General features: G+C 44.5%; 13 protein-coding genes. 9 read left to right on the forward strand and 4 right to left on the reverse strand.

The genetic code is table 11. From position 1 onward, the window contains the following. Positions 1-236: 236 nt before the first annotated feature. The 3 genes from UQ64_RS09420 to UQ64_RS09430 all read right to left on the reverse strand — a co-directional run bounded on the left by UQ64_RS09420 (position 237) and on the right by UQ64_RS09430 (position 3,344). Positions 237-1,067, reverse strand: coding sequence for a carbohydrate ABC transporter permease (locus tag UQ64_RS09420; RefSeq protein WP_060623171.1), 831 nt, complete (start codon positions 1,065-1,067; stop codon positions 237-239). 2 nt (positions 1,068-1,069) lie between these two features. Beyond that, positions 1,070-1,957 carry a carbohydrate ABC transporter permease gene (locus UQ64_RS09425; RefSeq protein WP_060623172.1) on the reverse strand — a complete coding sequence of 296 codons (888 nt, stop codon included), beginning with the start codon at positions 1,955-1,957 and terminating at the stop codon, positions 1,070-1,072. Positions 1,958-2,024: 67 nt separating this feature from the next. Beyond that, positions 2,025-3,344 (reverse strand): ABC transporter substrate-binding protein, encoded by a 1,320-nt coding sequence (locus UQ64_RS09430; RefSeq protein ID WP_060623174.1) that lies wholly within the window; start codon positions 3,342-3,344, stop codon positions 2,025-2,027. 244 nt (positions 3,345-3,588) lie between these two features. On the opposite strand from UQ64_RS09430, the gene UQ64_RS09435 reads away from it, so the two are divergent. From UQ64_RS09435 to UQ64_RS09470, 8 genes are all read left to right on the forward strand, one after another. After that, positions 3,589-5,160, forward strand: a complete 1,572-nt coding sequence (locus tag UQ64_RS09435) for a response regulator transcription factor (protein WP_060623176.1) — start codon at positions 3,589-3,591, stop codon at positions 5,158-5,160. Further along, on the forward strand, positions 5,157-6,872 hold the full coding sequence (locus UQ64_RS09440; RefSeq protein WP_060623177.1) for a cache domain-containing sensor histidine kinase: 1,716 nt from the start codon (positions 5,157-5,159) through the stop codon (positions 6,870-6,872). Before UQ64_RS09435 ends, UQ64_RS09440 begins: the two co-directional genes overlap by 4 nt. Before the next feature lie 175 nt (positions 6,873-7,047). Further along, the gene (locus UQ64_RS09445; protein WP_060623179.1) at positions 7,048-12,492 is read left to right on the forward strand and encodes a glycoside hydrolase domain-containing protein; all 5,445 of its coding nucleotides are present in this window, start codon (positions 7,048-7,050) and stop codon (positions 12,490-12,492) included. 87 nt (positions 12,493-12,579) lie between these two features. After that, the gene (locus UQ64_RS09450; protein WP_060623181.1) at positions 12,580-13,995 is read left to right on the forward strand and encodes an alpha-L-fucosidase; all 1,416 of its coding nucleotides are present in this window, start codon (positions 12,580-12,582) and stop codon (positions 13,993-13,995) included. A gap of 397 nt (positions 13,996-14,392) precedes the next feature. Further along, positions 14,393-15,070 carry a nicotinamide riboside transporter PnuC gene (gene pnuC / locus UQ64_RS09455; protein ID WP_245237900.1) on the forward strand — a complete coding sequence of 226 codons (678 nt, stop codon included), beginning with the start codon at positions 14,393-14,395 and terminating at the stop codon, positions 15,068-15,070. Next, positions 15,067-16,077: an AAA family ATPase gene (locus UQ64_RS09460; protein ID WP_060623185.1), complete on the forward strand. Its 1,011-nt coding sequence runs from the start codon at positions 15,067-15,069 to the stop codon at positions 16,075-16,077. The genes pnuC and UQ64_RS09460 overlap by 4 nt, the downstream gene beginning before the upstream one ends. A 27-nt stretch (positions 16,078-16,104) precedes the next feature. After that, positions 16,105-16,998, forward strand: a complete 894-nt coding sequence (locus UQ64_RS09465) for an NUDIX hydrolase (RefSeq protein WP_060623186.1) — start codon at positions 16,105-16,107, stop codon at positions 16,996-16,998. Continuing rightward, positions 16,995-17,546: a riboflavin biosynthesis intermediates N-glycosidase gene (locus tag UQ64_RS09470; RefSeq protein ID WP_060623188.1), complete on the forward strand. Its 552-nt coding sequence runs from the start codon at positions 16,995-16,997 to the stop codon at positions 17,544-17,546. The genes UQ64_RS09465 and UQ64_RS09470 overlap by 4 nt, the downstream gene beginning before the upstream one ends. Positions 17,547-17,665: 119 nt before the next feature. On the opposite strand, the gene UQ64_RS09475 is transcribed toward UQ64_RS09470, so the two are convergent. Next, entirely contained in the window at positions 17,666-18,445 is a 780-nt protein-coding gene (locus UQ64_RS09475) for an AraC family transcriptional regulator (RefSeq protein WP_245237901.1), read from the reverse strand. A 282-nt stretch (positions 18,446-18,727) separates the two neighbouring features. Between UQ64_RS09475 and UQ64_RS09480 the strand changes: the two genes are divergently transcribed. Next, a complete protein-coding gene (locus UQ64_RS09480) occupies positions 18,728-20,800 on the forward strand; it encodes a beta-galactosidase (protein WP_060623192.1) in 2,073 nt (690 codons plus the stop codon). Position 20,801 lies beyond the last annotated feature (1 nt).

The following is a 20,801-nucleotide window of genomic DNA, read 5'->3' on the forward strand; positions in this document are numbered from 1 at the left end:
TTGAAAAAACTGATTGCAGAAAGAAGAGCTAGAGCTTTTATATTGAGATGGATAGTAGCCAAATCGGTAAAATGAATTATTAAATTAACAGAAAACATTACTTCAATAAAACAGCGACAGCCTAGGACTTTTTTCTCGTCCTGTGCTATCGCTGTTTTAATTTCTAGGTTCAGTGTAATATTTTACTTTCTGCTGACAACTGTATGATTCAGTATGAACCCCTTGTCATTAACTCCCTACCCCTTTAGCGAGCCGGACGTGATGCCGTTAATGATATATTTTTGCATGAAAATGTAGAACAGAATGAGTGGCGCGACCGCTAGGAGCATCATCGGGAAGAAATTCGTCCAGTCGGTCGAGAATTGCCCAATATTGCGGAATACTTCTAAGAGTAATACACCCTTTGAACGGGATTGCAAGAACAACAACGGCGTCATGAAATCATTCCACACACCAAGCGTATTCAAAATCGCTACAGTGGCAATCACCGGCATAAGCAGCGGGAACACAATCTGCAAGAATGTTCTCCAAACCCCACAGCCGTCTACCCTTGCCGCTTCTTCCAGTTCAAATGGAACGGCAGAGCCGATAAAGCTTTTAATTAAAAAGATAGAGAACGGGAGGTTGTAACAAATTTCTATAAGAATAACGCCCGTGTGGGAATTCATAAGCCCAAGCTGGGCTACCTGTTTATAAAGTGCCAAGATCCCCATTTGATACGGTACCATCATCCCAACCATGAATAAAAGGAACACGATCCGATTGAAATGGCTCGTGCGTCGTACCAAGCTGTAAGCAGCCATCGCGGAAAACATAACAATACCAGCAACGGAGGAAATCGTAATGATAAGATTGTTTCCCAACACATGAATGTAGTTCATTGCCTTAAAAGCGCGAACGTAGTTGACGAACGTGATGTTAACTGGAAGGCCCATCGGATGAGAGACAGCATCAGCAGGGGTCTTAAAAGTCGTGATGATCAAATAGTAAATAGGGATTAAAAAAATCGCGCCTAAGACGAGCAAGAGAATTTCCGTGACGGCAGTTCCTTTTGTATATCGATTCATGATTACCGCCGCTCCCACATTTTGATTAGTGTAAAGTGAATAAAGGTGATGAAGCCAACGAGGATAACGAAGACGATACCGAATGCGGCTCCGTAACTATAGAAACCTTCACTGAGCCCTTTCTTGATCATGAGTGATACGATCGTTTCCGTAGAATACCCCGGGCCACCGCCAGTCAAGGCATAAACAATATCAAATACCTTCATGCCGTTTATCATCCCCATAACCGTATTGAAAGTGATCGCTGGAAGCAGTAGAGGAAGCGTGATATAGCGGAACATTTGCAACCCGCTCGCTCTGTCGATCTTCGCCGCTTCATAATAATCTGTTGAGATGCTCTGCAAGTTGGCCAAATAAATAACCATTGTATAACCAACCCACTGCCATACGGAGGCGATGATGACCGAATAGAGCGCAAGATGCGGATCTCCGAGAAAATTGATGCGTTCAAAGCCAAGAGCAACTACAAGTTGATTAATCAAGCCGAAGTCGGAGGGTGAGTACATAAAATTCCAGAGAAAACCGATAACTAATACGCTGAACACCGCAGGAAGGAAGAAAGCAGCCCGCAGCAGATTTTTTGTTTTTAATCTTTTATTGAGAAAGACCGCTAATGGAATGGCTAGCAAATTCTGTCCAAGCATGGCGAGTACTGCATAGATTAAAGTATTTTTAATTCCTGTCAAATAGATTGAATCTTTAAAAAGAGCGATGTAATTGTCTATACCAACAAATTTGACAACAACAGGATGCACGTCCGACCAGTTTGTAAAGCTGTATAAAGCGGTCTTTATCGTCGGAAATATGAAAAAGGTACAATAAATAAGTAAGGCAGGAAGCAGAAGCAGAACATAATTGATTTCTCGTTTGAAAATGTTTGGTTTGTTCATGCACAACAACCTTTAGCTTATAGGATGTACAAGGAGCAAAGCGCTTTGCCCCTTGTAATTTATAGACCTATTTAGATTTCTCCAGTAGTTCAACTGCTTTCTTGTCTACCGCTTCTAACACTTGTCGAGGCGTTTTAGTACCTGCTATGATTTCTTGAATACCTTTTCCTAAATCTGAGAAAGCAGGACCAGCAACGCCCCAATTATTAACAGGGTACATGACATTGCCCGCCTTGAAAGCTTCTTGAGCACCGTTGTACTCTGCCGGCATTTCAAAAGTAACCCCTTTCAAAAAAGAGGAACCTCCTTTATTATCGACCCAGTAAGCATTCTGACCTTCTGGTGTGGACAACAGATCAAGCACCTTGTACGCTGCATCCTTGACTTTGGACTTCGCATTCAAACCAAACGATACCCCTGGACCACCGACCATCCAACCCGGGCCGCCTTTTGTACCCAGGTTCGGGAACATATCAATCTTCATGTCAGGTGCCTTTTGCTTAAAGGTTTCCATATACCAAGGTCCTGCTTGGAACATCGCTGCCTTGCCACTTGTAAATTCGTCAATCGCTTGTTCTTCTTCAAGCCCAAGCATATCCTTGGTGAAGACACCGTGTTTCAAGTATTCGGTCCATGTCGTCAAAGAAGGCTCCAGCGCATCGACCATTTTTGAGTTTCCTTTGCCAAAATCATCGTTCCACTTTTTTCCTTCTGTTGTGCCGATAAAATCATTGAGTGCCAAACCAAGGAAGGACTGGCCTGCTACGTTAGGATTCTTTAGACCGATTGCTTGAGGTTTAATTCCATTTTTCTTCAGCACGTCTGCTACTTGGAAGTACTCATCAAGCGTTGTTGGTATTTTCAGGTCATATTTGGCAAATAGATCAACATTATAGTAAACCCCGTTAAACCAACTAGCTTGCGGCAACCCGTACAGTTTATTATCAAATGTTGCGGTGGACGTGCCGGTTTCATAATACTTACTAGCATAACGTTCTGTTAAATCTTCGAAATACCCTGTCTTGACGGTATTTGCGTCGATTACTCCACCAATAATGTCAGGACCTTCGCCTGCTGCAAGCTGTGTTTTGATGACATCTACGTAAGTCTTGTTATCGATGAACTGATACTCCACATCTATATCGGGAAGTTTATCTTTGAATAATTGCAGAAGTGCCTTTACACTGTCTTCTTTGTTCCAATATGATAATCTAACCTTCACTTTTTTTACCGGTTCGGGAGCCTTTGATTCTTTCGGCGTCGCCGTATCATTTGGTGTTGCACTTTCCTTTGTGCTGCTGTTGTTCGTACTGTTGGAACTGCAGCCTGTTATGAGGATTGACAAGGCGAGTAAAGCAGTAGTGGGAATTAACCACGTTCTCTTCATACAAAGACCTCCCAAATTTAAAATTTGTTTTGCGGTATAGATTTCATTGTAATGTAAATACCATTTCCATCGAAATAACAGATTTTTGCGAAATCTAACAGAATCCATCTGACAATAGAAACCAAATCATGTGGTTAATGTAACATGGTATGAATTGGAATGCCTAGTGTGCTATGCTTTGGTTTGTAGTGAGTATCCTCTGGAAGCGAGTAAATACCGCCCGATGAACGGTTAGGAGGAAAATATGTATCATATTCTAGTAGTCGATGATCAACAAGCCGAAATCGATGCTATTGAATGGCTTATTCAGAAGCATGCTCTACCCTTTTCTGTTGCTCAGGCCAATGATGGGGAAGTAGCGCTGGAATATATAAGGGGCCATCATGTAGATCTGTTATTCACGGATATTCGCATGCCATTCATGGACGGTCTAGAGTTAATCAAGCAGGCAAAGATAGTCATACCGGACCTTAAGGTGCTTATTTACAGTGCTTATGGGGAATTTGAATATGCACAAAAAGCGATTCAACTTGGAACGGTTAGTTATATGTTGAAGCCAATCGATGTGAAGGAATTCCTCAAAGTATTCCAATCCATAATCGCTATACTAAATGACGAACGACTTCAGAGAGAGAAGGACGAGTTGCTGATCAAAGGTTTTCATAAAGGAGTGGCGTATGAGAAACAAAAGCTCCTGTTTGATCTCATTCAAGGTCGTGAGAGTGACATCCATTATGAGGAACGGGCAGCTTTTGCTGGACTAAATCATCTGGAAAATAAGCGGATGTATATGATTATGATTGGATTGCAAAATCACTTTTTTGATCAACATCATACAGAAGCGTTTGAATTTCTTCAATCGACTAGTAAACATGAGATGCTTTTATTACATATCAATGAATACCAAAGCATCATGCTCGTCGTAATTGATCCCGCTTCAAAGAACAGCGATAACGGGCAAGAGCTTATGACTTATGGAGAAAAGGTTAAAGAATGGCTGGAGACTCGCTTCGACCGGCGATGTTTAATTATTGTCGGTAGTCCAGTAGATAAGCTAGAGGGACTTCATGACGAGTTCACCCAAATGGAAGAGTTAATGAATTTTCGGTTTTTTATGGATAGAAGTGTCGTTTGTTCCAAAGATGCCGAAAGCATTCATGACCATATAGACGACGAATCGTTAGAGCTTATGCTTAAGGAGATTTATACTTCCATTGCACGAAATGAATATCGTACACTCGAGCATCAAATAGAGTATCTCATTGCGAGTATGCGAAATAGTAAGCGCTTTAGTTCTATGTATGCCAAACTTTTATTTACAGAAATATTGAAAAAAGTAGTAGAGCTTCAAGGCAAAAAAAGCAGCAGTTTACTAAAGGAAGGTTTGGAGCGAATCGCACTTTGCAATTCAATTGCTGAGTTGAGGCAAGTCATTTTATCCGTTTTTCAGGAACATTTGCTGCAAATTAAAACGAATACAGATGATCAATGCCGCAAAGTAATTGAAGATGTACAGATACTCATCCAGATGGAGTACGGAAATGATATTGGGGTTGACTATTTAGCTAATCGTGTCTTTTTATCGCCAAGTTATTTAAGTTTCCTCTTTAAAAAAAGTACAGGTCAAAGCCTAATCAAATATATTACAGCTATACGTATGGAGCGAGCGAAGGAGCTACTGCGAGATTCAACGATTAAAGTTGTTGATATTGCCAGTACAGTTGGATTTGCGAATACTTCCTATTTTAATTTAATGTTTAAGCAGCATAACGGCCTGACTCCTATTCAATATCGGGAGGGTGGCGGAAGAAGATGAGTCTGCTCAAATTTATTCGTAATATCCGCCTGCGTCAGAAATTATTGCTTTCATATGTGATTGTTATCTTCCTGCCAACGATTGTACTGGGCTTGTATGCCTATCAAAGTTCCAAAGCTTCATTGAAAAGCCAGGTTCAGCAAAGCGCGGATAACGAGGCGAGGAAGCTGGCGTTAGAAATTAGTTACCGTCTTCAGAGACAGGATGTATCCATGAAATCGATTGTATTTCATCCTGCGCTTCTTGATTTGATGAGTAATCCAGATCAGGATTTGTACGCTCAATTTAAGACGTTGAATGATAAAATTGAACCTATTTTTTTTAATTTAATGTATATGGTTGGGGATATGACTGAGATTATGTTGTATTCTGAGAATCGGCAATCCGAATTAGGAAACTTCATTACGCCTTCTTCAGCAGTTAAGGATAAGGATTGGTATGAAGCGACAAAGAGCAGCGAGTCAACGAAGTGGTGGTTCGAGGATGGAGAATTGTTTGCCACTCGAGTGATTCGCGATATCGATCTTCAAATCGTGAGCGCTGAACTTTACGTCCGGTTTGATTACAATAAAATCTTCGGTGATTTCATTGGCAAGATGAATGAAGGTAGGGGCATCATTATTACCGATCAAAAGAATCAGCCGGTGTTAACAGAGCATGCCCCGCAGATGGATGATGTTCAGCTTCAATCCCTTTCAAGGAGTGGTACTTCAAAAGCAAGCTTAGGTGGCGAATCCTACCTAGTTATAAACAAAGATATTCCGCAAACCGATTGGGTCCTGCATTATTTGGTTTCCGATGATCAATACAATACAGGCATTCGCAATATTTTAAGCGCCACGGGTATCATTGTACTCATCTGTATGGTTTTCCTCAGTATTATTATCTTCTTGTTCTCTGAGACGCTGTTAAGAGGAATCGAGAAATTAAACACCAAAATGAAGATGGTGGAAGATGGTGATCTTACAGTTGTTGTTTCCACGAATTCCAAAGATGAAATCGGGCAGCTTACCGATCGATTCGGTTCTATGCTTAAACAAATAAATCAACTCATTTCGGAAGTATATCAAACAAAGGTCACGCAAAAGTCGGCCGAACTCAAAGCGTTGCAAGCTCAGATCAATCCCCACTTTCTATACAATTCATTATCTTTAATTAATTCCAAAGCGCTACGTATCGATGCCCAAGAAATTAGTGACTTGGTGAATCACCTTTCTAGTTATTACAGAACGACTTTAAATAAAGGAAAGCAGATTATAGCGATTCAAGATGAATGGAATAACGTGCAAGCATACATACATATTCAATTAGCGATGCACAATTCAAGATTTGACGTAGAATTCGATGCCGACGACAAGGTATTTCAATTTGAAATGATTCATTTGATTTTACAACCGATAGTTGAAAATGCGATTATGCATGGCATCGATCTGAAGCGGGAGGGGCGAGGTAAACTCATCCTGCGGGCAAGTCTTGACGGTGAGGATATTGTTTTTGTCGTGGAGGATAATGGCGTCGGTATGGAACCGTATATGATCGCACGTATTCTTGAACATGAAAGTTCCGGCTATGGGATTAAAAATGTGCAAGAAAGATTACAGCTCTTATTTGGATCTGAGTACGGGATCAATATTCATAGTCAACCTGGGATTGGCACTTCCGTTATCGTACGCATACCGCAGTATCGTCACATCAGAGAAGAAGATTCATGATCACATAAGGGCCAATGCTCATAAAAGCATGGCCCTTTTTTTGTTTACAATCGAAATCTGTTAGATTTCAAAAAATACTCTTATTTAGCAGGATTTCAATTGAGATTATAATGCATAATGAGAGCACTTTAATTGTGTTCTGGTATTCAATAAAGAATGAGAGGATGGCTGATCTATGTTCAAACGGGCAATGTATACAATGATCTGTTTCATGATTCTAGTAAGTACATTTTTCCAGGGCAATGCGCCTAGTGTACTTGCTGACAGCAACAACCTGGACGTGTGGGTAGTAAATGCATTGAAAGCCGTATATAGGACCAGCACGATTCCCGCAAATCATGACAACAGCATTGATCTTGTTTCAGCCAAAAACGAATACGAAAGTGAGCAAATTGCTGTAAGAGGCACAAGCGATTTTAAGATTACAGGAATTGAATTTTCCGATCTTGTATCTCCTGGAAATACGATCTCAACCAGCCACTTAAGCTATCATTTTGAAGAATACATGCTTGAGGATACCGTGCAGCCCAATCAATATCGACCGGATTTGGTAGGCACGCAAATCTACCCCTTATCCGAAATTCCCGACCCGCTTTCGAACGAACCCTCTATAGATGTGGCAGCAAATTCAACCCAGCCCATCTTAATAACGAATTATGTCCCTGCCGATGCTGTACCTGGCCTTTATCACGGTATAGTTACGGTAAAATCGACTTTGGGCGATTATCAAGTACCTATTAACGTTGAAGTAGCAAACGCTGAAATTCCTCAAACCTCTGAGGCTAACTTCGTTAATTATCAATGGTCGATGACGAATGGTTTTATGATTGGAGGTAATCCACCTGAGATTGTAGATGATCCTTTAACTCAGTCTAGTTATGACGTTGGCGAGAACTATTATGGAGTGGAGACGTATAGCGATGAGTGGTTTGAGCTTATGGATAATTTCGCCAAGACCATGACCGACTATCGCCAGAACATGATTTGGGTTCGTACAGACTTATTATTAAATGAAAAGGGTACAAAAATGGTGTCTTTTAAAGACGGGATACCGGAGAATATCGACTGGTCTTTGTTCGATCGATATGTTCAAACCTTTATGGATAGAGGAATTACTCATTTTGCGAACATACACTTGATCCATGCGTTAGAACAAATGCCACAAAGTGAGAGACCAAACAATAATAATCCACAAGATCCGTGGAAAACGTCAGTACCTGAATTCGATTCACTACCTGTTACAGACGCTTATCTTACGAACTACTTGACAGCATTGCACGATCATTTAGAGGAAAAAGGTTGGCTTAATGGTATTACTTGGTATCAGCATACTAAGGACGAACCGAATGGTGCTAGCATTACAAACTATATGACGTATATTGCTAGAAAAATAAAAGAAATCGTTCCGGATTTCAAGACTTTGGATGCTGATGCGGCCGGTACTCTAATGAACGAAACCATCAAACCCTATGTGGATGTGTGGGTCCCGTTAACACCGGTTTTCCAGGACAAGAAAAATCTCTATAAAGCGGAGCAGGCGGCAGGCAAAGACATGTGGGTGTATACTTGCGATGCCAATCCTGCTCCGTGGTTGAACAGATTCTGGACGCAGCCCATATTGACTGGCAGACTGTTATTCTGGAATCTTAGTCAAGAAGGTGTACAAGGACACTTACATTGGGGATGGAACGTATGGTACGTCCCACATTATGGCGATTCCACGATCGTATATCCGGATAAGAAACAGATGACGGTTAAGAGCTCACTTCGTTACGAGGCCCAAAGAGACGGACTTGAGGAGTACGAACTGATGCACCAACTCAAGCAAACCAATCCAGGACTTGCTAAACGTATAGCCGACAGCGCAGTTAACCCGTCTGATCCGAGAAAATATACCCTTGATCCTGAATATATCAGCAAGCTTCATAATTATCTGGTTAAAGCAGCAGCCGGAGAAACTGAGGGTGATATTCCTGTACCAAGTAGTCCCTACGATGGGCAGGATGTACCCATGAGCTACATGACCGATAACGCGACGGGGGAGATCATCTTTGGCGGTGAGTGGTTTGCAAAAAGCCGGAAATACGCTTATATGGGCGGTGTTCAAGGCACGTTAAAAGCGGATGATGAATTGACCTATACCTTTACAGGATCCGGTATCGATCTTATTGCGGAGAAAAATGAAGGTTCCGGTAAAATTGCTGTATCCATCGACGATTCCGCTCCGGTGATTATAGACCTATATGAGAAAGTTCAACTCGATTCGATATCGGTATACAGCAATCATAATCTGTCAGCAGGCAAGCATACGATCAAGGTAGTGAACCTGGAGAACAAAAACTTATTCGTTGACGGCTTCAGAGTAAGTATGTATGAAGGACAGGAGCTCTATGACGGAACGCTGCAAAGTTTGGAACTGACTAACGTGCCTTCGGTTGTTTTTAATAAACACAATATCAATTACCAGGCCATTATTCCGAGCGATGTAGATGTGATTACGATTACGCCAACACTTACGGATGCAAATGGCACCCTGGATATCAACGGGCAACATTATCGCAGCGGTGAGAGGCTTACATTCAACATCCCTACAGGCAAAAGTAAGATCCTTATTCGCTCTACCGCAAGTGATGGGGAAACAACGAGACTCTATACGTTGAACTTTCTCAAAGGGAATGTAAATCAACCGACCACTAATATTGCGAGAAGTTATTCAGCTATTACAGCAACAGCTGCCAGGGCAGATAGTAGCGGCTATGGTGTTTCAAATATGGTTGACGGCAGTTACGGTTCCATGTTTGCTAGTATCAGTGGGTATACGAGCACCGTGCCGTTCCCACATGAGATCAATCTTACTTGGACTCAACAGAAGACCTTTAATACGATGGTCATGGCCACGCCATCAGGGTTATTACAGGGGATAACGGATATTGATGTTGAGGCTACATCAGATGGAACGAATTGGACCACCTTTGCAAAGAGGGTACCGATTCAATGGTTTAGCAGCACAGACGACAACAAGATGGAATACGCATATGCGAATATCCCTACAGTTAATGACGCACTGAAGCTGAGAATACGGGTCAATGACGCTAACAATACGTATTGGGGCATATACGCGCTATATGAGCTTGAGCTTTATAACCTTCCAGACAACGGAGAGATTCACCCTACAGCAGACGGAACGCTTAGTAATTTAACAATCCCTAATGTTCCTACTTTTACATTTGACAATAGTACGTTGACCTACTCAGTAATGATCCCGAATGATCTAAACTCCATCGAGATTACGCCAACACTTTCGGACGGAGCGGGTACCTTGCAGGTCAACGGAAAGACTGTCGCCAATAACACAGCGCAGACTTTTGACATTCCATTCGGAAAAAGCGTAATTCATATCAGGTCAACTGCAAGCGACGGGACAACTACAAAGCTCTACACGTTGAATTTTCTCAAAGGAAATGAGGATGGGCTAGGCACCAATATTGCCAGAAGCTATTCTGAGATTACAGCATCGGCAGAACGTGAAGGCGAGGACTATAGTGCCAAGAAAATGGTTGACGGTATTATTTATACCATGTTCGCGAGTTCGCGAGGCTACAATACCGAACATCCGTTTCCGCATGAGATTAATCTTACTTGGGAACAACCGCAAACCTTTAACACCATCGTCATGGCTACGACATCTGGATTAATTCAGGGTATTTCCAATATCGATGTTCAGGCTTCTACAGACGGAATAAACTTTGAAACCATAGCAAGTGAGGTTCCGATCCAATGGAATAGCAACGAAGACGACGGCGTTATGGAGCATACCTTTGCCAATATTCCTGAAATACGAGATGCGCTAAAGCTCAGAATAAAGATCAACGATGCGAACTATACGACATGGGGCATGTACGCTTTGTATGAGCTTGAGCTCTATAATCTCGCGGAGAACGGAGAAATTGGTGAGAACAGTAATACGATTACGGCGAGCGCGGGGGACAACGGAACGATCAGTCCGAACGGCGCCGTTGTAGTCAATGAGGGTGACGATCAAACCTTTACCTTCAATCCGAATAATGGATACGAAGTCGACGAGGTATTGTTAGACGGTACCGCCGTGTCGGTGACCGGAAGCGTGTATACGGTTACTAACATAACCGCCAACCATACGATCAATGTTACGTTTAAGCAAAAGGTGACAGGTGGCGAGAACAGTAACACGATTACGGCGAGTGCGGGGGAAAATGGAACGATCAGTCCGAACGGCGCCGTTGTAGTCAATGAGGGTAACGATCAAACCTTTACATTTAATCCGAATAATGGATACGAAGTCGACGAGGTACTGTTAGACGGTACCGCCGTGTCGGTGACCGGAAGCGTGTATACGGTTGCAAACATAACCGCCGACCATACGATCAATGTTACGTTTAAGCAAAAGGAGACAGGTGGCGAGAGCAGTAACCCTCCGATGAGTGGTGGAAACAGTAGTGTCCCATCTACCGGTAGTACAGTTAATGGAAATACCGATGCTCATATACTTGTAGTGAAAACGGAAGATCTTACTTCTCCAGCCTCCAACGGTGTCGTGACGATCGTAAGCAAGGATAAAGAAAAAATTGTACTTCCTGCCAATGCAGCCGAACTGCTCGGACATCATCAATTGGTCATTCAAACGGGTCCATTCACGTTGGAAGTACCCGCTGAATTACTTAAACAGTTGACGGATAAATTGTCCGCAGAAGATAAACGAAACAGTACGATAGAGCTAATCATGACTCTCTTATCCGAATCCGATGCTAACAACCTTCTAGCGATAAGGCAGTCTTCCACGCATGCTAAAATTAAAATTTCCGGCAATGTGATCAACTTTAGCTTATCGATTATCGGAAAAGATGGTAAAGTGACAAGCTTGAACAGCTTCGATAAACCGATGACGATTCGTTTCAAAGCGGATCCTTCCTTAAATCCGAATCTGACTGGCATTTACTATTTGGCAGACAACGGTACGCTGGAATATGTGCGAGGCACGATTATTAACGGAGAATGGGTGGCCGATATTCACCATTTCAGTAAATATGCGGTGCTCGAATTCAAGAAATTATTTACCGATGTTAAGTCCACTCACTGGGCGGCCGATGACATCGAACAGCTAGCGGCAAAACAATTTATTGAAGGCACTAGTGCGGCAATGTTCGAGCCAGAGCGTTCTATAACACGGGCTGAATTTACGGCGATGCTTGTCAAAGCGTTGAACCTGACATCGGAAGGCGAATCGGAATTTACGGATATAACGAAGGGTGCCTGGTACGAGGGAGCTGTTTCCATGGCGGTAAAAGCAGGCATTATTAAAGGAATTAGCACAACGTCTTTCAATCCCGATGCTAGGATCAAACGTGAAGAAATGGTCACTATGATGATGCGGGCGTATGTTATCTTGAAAGACGTCAAGTTGAACGGAAAAACGGCTTCTTCCTTTACCGACGAATCCGCTGTGGCAGCCTGGGCGCTTGAGTCAGTAAGAGCGGCGGCGGCACTTCATTTAATTAAAGGCCGGGAAGCGAACAAATTCGTTCCGAGCGGGGTCACTTCCCGCGCAGAAGCAGCAGCTTTGCTCAATGGAGTTATACAGTAGCCGGGTAAACCCTCAATGTTTATATTGGGGGTTTACAAGTAATAATTTTACTTTGATGTGACGCGGAGAACCGAAGGAGGCAACCCGATGAACGATATGGAAATCAAGGAGCTTCAGCAAGCATATGCGCCGGAACTGAAAGAAGGCGTCCACGGTTACAGCAGTGAGACGAATTGGGTGAAGCCGGAAAATCCAATTACGCTGGAAAGGTTGGAATGGTTCAAAGATCAGAAATTGGCCCTAATGATGCATTGGGGGCCTTATTCGCAGATCGAGGTCGAGTCCTGGATTCTCAGCGACGAAGACGGTGATTGGGCGCGTAAAGATGTCGACTGGACGAGCGACTACGAAGAGATGAAGCGCGAATATTTCGGACTCAACCGCACGTTCAATCCGTTCCGCTTCCAGCCGGAGCTATGGGCGGAAATCGCTGCCGAAGGCGGGTTCAAATATTTGATTTTTACGACAAAACATCACGACGGATATTGCATGTGGGACACACATACGACGAATTACCGAATTACTAGCTCCGAAACGCCATTTCATGCACATCGCTATGCCGACGTTTGCAAGCATGTGTTTGACGCTTTCCGCAGCAAGGGGCTTGCGATCGCCGCATATTTCTCGAAGGCGGATTGGCAATCGCCGTATTACTGGGCGCCAGGAATGGAACGGGGCAGCAATACGTGGAGAGGGCCTTCGTACTCCCCCGAGGAATATCCGTGGCTGTGGGAGCAATTCGTCGATTTCACCCATGAGCAAATCATGGAGCTGATGAGCCGTTACGGCCGGATCGATATTTTGTGGCTGGATGCGGGCTGGGTAAAAGATAGTGACCAGGTAAAGCAGGACATTCGGTTGGGCGAGGTTGTCGAGCGCGCCCGTCAAACGCAGCCGTGGCTGCTATCCGCGGATCGTACAGTCGGAGGGCCTTACGAAAATTACGTGACGCCGGAACAAACGATTCCAGAGCGTCCGCTGAACGTACCGTGGGAAAGCTGCATTACGATCGGCACACAGTGGGCTTTCAAATACGATGACCAGTATAAATCAGGGAGAGAGCTCGTTCGCATTCTGATGGAAGTCGTATCAAAAGGCGGCAATTTGGCGCTTAACGTAGGTCCTCAGCCCGACGGACGATTGCCGGCTGGGGCGGTTAAGAGTATCAATGAGCTGGGCGGATGGATGAAGGTTTACGGTGAAGCGATATACGGCACACGCGTGTGCGGACCGTATTTTGCCGGTTCCTGCGCGTTCACCTCGAAAGGAAATACCGTATACTGTACGTATTTGTATGAAAGCGCAGATCAAGCCGTAGCTAAGCACGTTCATATTCCTTATAAGGAGCCCGTTTCAGGCATCGAGCTTGTCGGAAGCGACGCTTTGCTGCAGGTTGAGCTTACGCCGGAAGGAATCTCGATCACGCTTCCGGATTGCGAATTGAACGGGCAGGCTCCGATCGCCCATGTTTTCCGCATGCAGAAGGGTGAGGCGGCAAAGTGAACGATAAGATTCTTAGCATTAAGCTATTATACGGTGGCTTCTGTGGACAATAATACGAGCGCAGCTGCAGAGAAGAAGTAGCCCGATGATAAGTCCATGTTCGAACGTCTACCCGCGTAAATCGCGGGTTTTTTCCTTTGTCAGCGTATTTTCTTGTCAGAAATCATTGTCAAGAATATGTACCGATTGCTGATTCTCGAAATAGGCTTATGCTAAGGAAGAGGATATCGACCATGGACTGGGGCCAGACTTAAGTTGGAATTTATTTTCACTTTTTAATTGCATCTCCCTCGCCTTTTTGCTATATTTGATATTAACAAAGTGTTAATATCAAAATGTTACTAACAACTACCTGAATGGTGAAGGTTAGAGATTTAATGAAAGCGAGGGGATGAAAGTGGATAAAACATGGGGTGGCTGGAATCTGTTTGAAATCGTCTGGCTAGTTTTGTTTACCTCTATTGCTGTTGCGTTTACGGTTATTTCTAAAGATTCCTTATTCGGTTTTACGGTCTTTATCACCGGAGTACTGTGTGTGGTGCTCGCGGCGAAAGGAAACCTGATGAGTTATGTTTTCGGAATGTACAATACCGTCGGTTACGCATACTTGGCTTACATCAACGGTTTGTTTGGGGAGGTCATGTTGAATTTGTTATTCTTTGTTCCTATGAATGTCGTTGGCTTCTATATGTGGAAAAACAACCGCCAAGACGGCAAACTATCCATGCGACATATGGATCTTAAGCGGCTGTTCCTTGTCGGAGCGGTCTGCGTAATAGGCTGCCTGCTACTGGGAATCGGGCTATCGTTCATCCCAGGGCAGAACTCGCCTTATATCGATGCTATTACGACGGTATTATCCATCGTGGCTACCTTTTTAATGGTCAGTAGATTTAAGGAACAATGGCTGGTCTATATTGTTTTGAATATGTTTACGGTGCTGTTGTGGGTCATTCGGATGCTGGAAGGCAGTGGCGAGGGGATGCTGATGATCGTCATGTGGAGTGCGTATCTGGTTAACGCAGCTTACGGCTATTACAATTGGAATAAAGGGGCTAAGGAGGTGTCGGCATGAAGACGCTTGGATTAACGCTGGGGAAGTTTGCTCCTTTGCATAAAGGACATCAATTCATGATCGAGACGGCGTTGCAAGAGGTCGACGAATTGATTGTGGTAATCTACGAAACAACGGTGACCCCGATTCCGCTTCATATCCGGGCGAACTGGATCCGCAAGCTCTATCCGACGGTCCGGGTAATCGAAGCTTGGGATGGCCCGGACGGGTATTCTAACGATCGGGAGTATGAGATTCTAGAGGAACAGTATATTCTGGGGCTGCTGAAGGGGAAGCAAGTGACGCATTTCTACTCCAGTGAGTTTTACGGCGGGCATATGAGTGTTGCTTTAGGCGCGGCGGATCGGCGGGTAGATGAAGCCCGTGAGCGGGTACCAATTTCGGCCACGATGGTACGTGCCGACCCCTATAAATACCGCGAATTTGTAAGTGATGTCGTGTATAGGGATTTAATCACGAAAGTGGTTTTTGTGGGAGCGATGTCGACTGGCAAATCTACAATCACCGAAGCGCTGGCGCGGCGGTATCACACAACCTTTGCGAGCGAATATGGGCGTGATTACTGGACCGAGCATCAAGTAGATCGCAGAATCAGCCTAGAAGCGTTCGATGAGATCGCTTTGGGCCATATCGAACGTGAGGAGCAGGCGCTGCTGGAAGCTAACCATTATCTCTTTGTCGATACCAATGCAATTACCACATATATGTTTGCCTTGGATTACCACGGCCGGGCTCCTGAGTGCTTAGCCCGGATCGCATTAGAAAACGCGCAGCGCTACGATCTGTTTTTCCTGTGTGACGATGATATTTCTTACGAGGATACATGGGACCGTAGCGGGGATCAGAAGCGGCATGTTTTTCATAAGCAAATCATTGCGGATTTGAAAGAGCGGCGGATTCCCTACATCACGTTGCGAGGAAACCTAGAGGAACGAATGCACATAGTAAGCGAGGTCTTGGCAAAGTTCGAGCCCTACCGGAACTATTTCGGAGAGTTGCATGGTTAGAATAATGAACAAAGGAGGCAAGGACATATGAATTTATTGGATCGCGATGGACTTACGGAAGGTCAATTTTTCGAGCAGTACCGTGCCGGGGATTTCGAGCGTCCATCGGTGGCGGCGGACATGGTCATTTTCACCGTTACGAACACGGAGGCGGACAGTTACCGCAAGCTTCCGGAAAAAGAGCTGCGAATTCTGCTCATTCGGCGGGGAGGTCACCCTTTCCTGGGCAATTGGGCGCTTCCGGGCGGCTTCGTCCGGCCAGACGAGACGACGGAGCAGGCGGCGGTGAGGGAGCTGCGTGAGGAAACCGGCGTGGATGACGTATATTTAGAGCAGTTGTACACCTTCAGCGATGTTGGAAGGGACCCTCGTACCTGGGTGATGAGCTGCAGCTACATGGCCTTAATCAACAGTGATCAGGTACAGCTGAAAGCAGGAGATGACGCTGACCTAGCTGCCTGGTTCAAGGTAACCTATCGGCTTCTGCGCGAGCGGAAAGAGCTTATTGAGGATGGGGATGTGAAAACGAAAGAATACGAGCTCAAGCTAAGCAGCGAGGAAGAAGAGTTAACGGCAGTTGTGGGTCGGACGATGACGTCAAAGTCGGCATCTACGTCAACCACATATTCCATCGTATCAAATGACGGACTGGCTTTTGATCATGCGAAGATTATCGCTTACGCTATTGAGAGACTGCGGGGAAAAGTGAATTACACCGATATTGTGCTGCACTTGATGCCGCCTCTCTTCACTTTGACGGATCTGCAGCAGGTTTACGAGGTGATCTTGGACAAAGAGCTGCTGAAAGCCGCATTCCGCCGTAAAGTAGCAGATCTCGTAGCGGAGACCGATCATTATACTGAAAATGCCGGACACCGTCCTTCCCGATTGTATCGGAGAAATATGGAGGAATATCAATGATATACAATATCGAACAGTTAAGAAAAGCTTATAACGCGGGCAAAACGTTCAAGTTTGTGTTCTTCTGGGGCCATACACCGCCAAAGCACGACGGCGTCGACAAAAGCTGCTTCAGCCAATGGTGGATGAGTCCTTTCGTGGTAGAGGGGATCGAGTATTCCTGTGTCGAGCAGTTTATGATGGCCGAGAAAGCCAGACTGTTTGGAGATGACGAAATGTTGGACGCGATCCTTAAAGCTAAGCATCCCAAGGAGATGAAAGCCTACGGGCGTGCAGTAAGAAACTTTGAAAATGACACTTGGGATAAAAAATGCTATGACATTGTCAAAAAAGGAAATATAGCCAAATTTTCACAGAATCCGCAGCTTGGCGAATATCTCAAGTCAACGAAAAACCGTATTCTCGTCGAAGCTAGCCCGCAGGATCGCATTTGGGGAATAGGCATGAGCCAGTCCAATCCGGATGCGGAGAATCCCGTAAAATGGCGGGGTAGAAACCTGCTTGGATTCGTGCTGACCGAAGTAAGGGACGAATTGCTGCGGGATTAACTTCTACCGGAATGGTTATTGATGAAAGAAGGGTCCCATTAACATTATTCAATAGTGTGAAGCAACAAGATGTAGTCCCATATTTAAATAAAAAGATAACGATATCCCTATGGATTTCGTTATCTTTTTTGTTCACCCTCTAATAGCCGCATCTTCATCACCCCAGGTGTACAGCCATAAGTATTTCGGAAGATCCGTATAAAATAATTCGTCTCCATGCCAAGCTGAAGCGCAATATCCTGAACGAGAATATCATCATTCTCCGTCATTAACTGTATCGCTCGTTCTAGTCGCAGATTCTGCAGATACTTATGCGGAGTTACACCGTATTCATGTACGAATAAGCGCTGGAAATGCTGAACGGAATAACCCACAGCAGCAGCGAGATTGGAGATAAGGAGTGGCTCAGTATAATGCTCGTTAATAAGTTTAACGGCTTTAGTCAATGCTTCATTTCGTACAGACTCAAGTTCCAAGCGACTCCCAGAGGTATGTGTAGACTCTGAACGTCGTAGCATTAGAAGTAATCGATATAGGGTTATGGATAAATCCTCTATCCCATTCTCGTCTTGTCGATTAGCCGTCTGAGTGTTCACCGTATGCCAGATCTTTCCGATTTCCTCCCAACATTGTTCAAAACGATCAGGGTGATAGGGGGATGAAGGGAGAAGGCCAATCCCCTCCAGCATTCCTTGCGACTGACTACCTTCGATTCCTATGAAGCCCACATGCCATGGTTCATGAGAGGTAGGGAAATACTCATGCCCTCGATCCGGTGGAAAGGCGAAAGCCATTCCAGGTTCTAGTATGAGTTCAGTACCGCTCTCCAGATCACGAAACAAACCAGTTCCGGTACGAATCAGAAAAATTTGATGAACAGGAAACCCTGTAGGGCGCACATGATGAAATTGTATATGACGACCTACAGAGTAGGGATATAAGGGAAGCGTCTCAGCGTCGCGCGGAAGTTCTATCAGTGAAAAAGGAAGCAGGATGATTCACCTCATATTCATTTTGTGCTATTACTTCGAGACTATATTCCTACTGATTATAATGCCTTTTCTTTTATTATAGATAGTATAAATGATGATTCGTAATTTTGATAGCATAAGCATCTAGCGTCTCATCAGAGAATAGTCCCATTCAAGAAATGGGCAGAATTGAGAGGATGATCTTACACAATGAGTAAAAAACATTCCCCGATTAGCAGCAAAGCTCCAGTGATGCTGCACGGTGCCGATTATAATCCTGAGCAATGGCTGAAGTACCCAGAAATTTTACGTGAGGATATTCGTCTGATGAAGCTTGCGAATTGCAATGTGATGTCTGTCGGGATTTTTTCTTGGGTATCACTAGAGCCTGAAGAGGGTGTGTTCACTTTCGATTGGCTCGATGGTGTACTGGATTCTTTTGCAGAGAATGGGATTTATGCTTTCCTGGCAACACCTAGTGGAGCACGACCTGCTTGGATGTCTGAGAAGTACCCTGAAGTTCTAAGAGTGGAACGTAATCGTGTTCACAATTTACATGGCTTCCGTCATAATCATTGCTTCACCTCGCCTGTGTATCGGAAGAAGACTGCGATTTTAAATGCAAAGCTAGCAGAACGTTATAGCCAGCATCCTGCGGTTATCGGTTGGCATATTTCGAATGAGTTCGGTGGCGAATGTCACTGTGATCTTTGTCAGAATGCTTTTAGAGATTGGTTAAAGGTCAAATACAAAAACAGTTTGGATGAGGTGAATCATGCTTGGTGGGCTACTTTTTGGAGTCATACCTATACTTCATGGTCACAGATTGAATCCCCGGCTCCACATGGAGAGACGCAAGTACACGGCTTGAATCTCGATTGGCGGCGGTTTGTCAGCGAACGGTCGATTGACTTCTGTCAGCATGAGATCAATACTGTTCGCGCATACAATCCAGCGTTGCCAATTACAACGAATATGCATATGATCGACGGCATTGATTACCGTGAACTGGCCAAAATTCTGGATGTTGTCTCATGGGATGCTTATCCGGAATGGCATTATACCGAAGACGGCGACGATGCTAGACTAGCGGCATGGACAGCAATGCACTACGATTTAATGCGTTCTTTTAAAAAGAAACCATTCCTGCTCATGGAAAGCACGCCATCTCTTACGAACTGGCAATCGGTTAGTAAACTGAAGCGTCCTGGCATGCACAAGCTGTCTTCGCTTCAAGCGGTAGCGCATGGTTCCGATTCCGTTCAGTATTTCCAATGGCGTAAAAGCCGGGGCTCCAGCGAGAAGTTCCACGGTGCAGTTGTTGACCATAGCGGCCACTCCGAGACTCGTGTGTTTAAAGATGTAACAGAGGTAGGTAAGACACTGGCGGGAATGACAGAAGTAGTAGGTACATCAACTCCAGTGAGAACGGCGATTATTTTCGATTGGGACAACCGCTGGGCAATAAAGGATGCACAAGGCATTCGTAATTCCGGATTGCGTTATGAGGAGACTGTACTACAGCATTATCGTGCACTTTGGGAGCTGGGCATTCCAGTTGATATGATTGGATCCGGAGATGATCTGTCTGCTTACAAGCTGGTAATTGCACCTATGTTATATCTGATCAGCGAAGAGAATGGAAAGCGTATCGAGAAGTATGTTGAGCAGGGCGGAACATTCCTGGCAACCTATTGGTCTGGTGTCGTTAACGAAACGGATTTATGTCATTTAGGCGGATTCCCTGGACCACTCCGTAGAACGCTCGGGATTTGGGCAGAAGAGACCGAAGGGCTGCATAGCCGTGATTTGAATGGTGTTGTAATGCAGGCGAGCAATGCACTTAATCTTAGCGGAGATTATGATGCGCATGAAATTGCTGAGCTGATACACTTGGAAGGTGCGGAAACATTAGGCACTTATCGCAGCGATTTCTATGCTGGCCGTCCAGCGCTTACGGTAAATCGTTTCGGCGAAGGAAATGCGTATCATCTTGCTACTCGTGTAAAAGACGCCTCTTTCTACGTTGAACTGTATGCTTCAATCACTGCAAAAGCGGGAATTACCCGTGCGCTTGATAGTGACCTTCCAACTGGCGTGACGGCGCAGCTTCGGACGGATGGAGAGAGCGATTATATTTTTGTGCAAAACTTCAGCGGCAGTCCACAAACGGTCAAATTAGATGGAGCGGATTATACAGATTTGAGCTCAGGTACTACTGCTCAAGTATTGAATCTAGAGGTAAATGATCTCGCAATGTTGAAACGCAAATCGTTAGTATAAA

This window comes from Paenibacillus etheri, assembly GCF_001012825.1.
GTDB lineage: Bacteria > Bacillota > Bacilli > Paenibacillales > Paenibacillaceae > Paenibacillus_AQ > Paenibacillus_AQ etheri.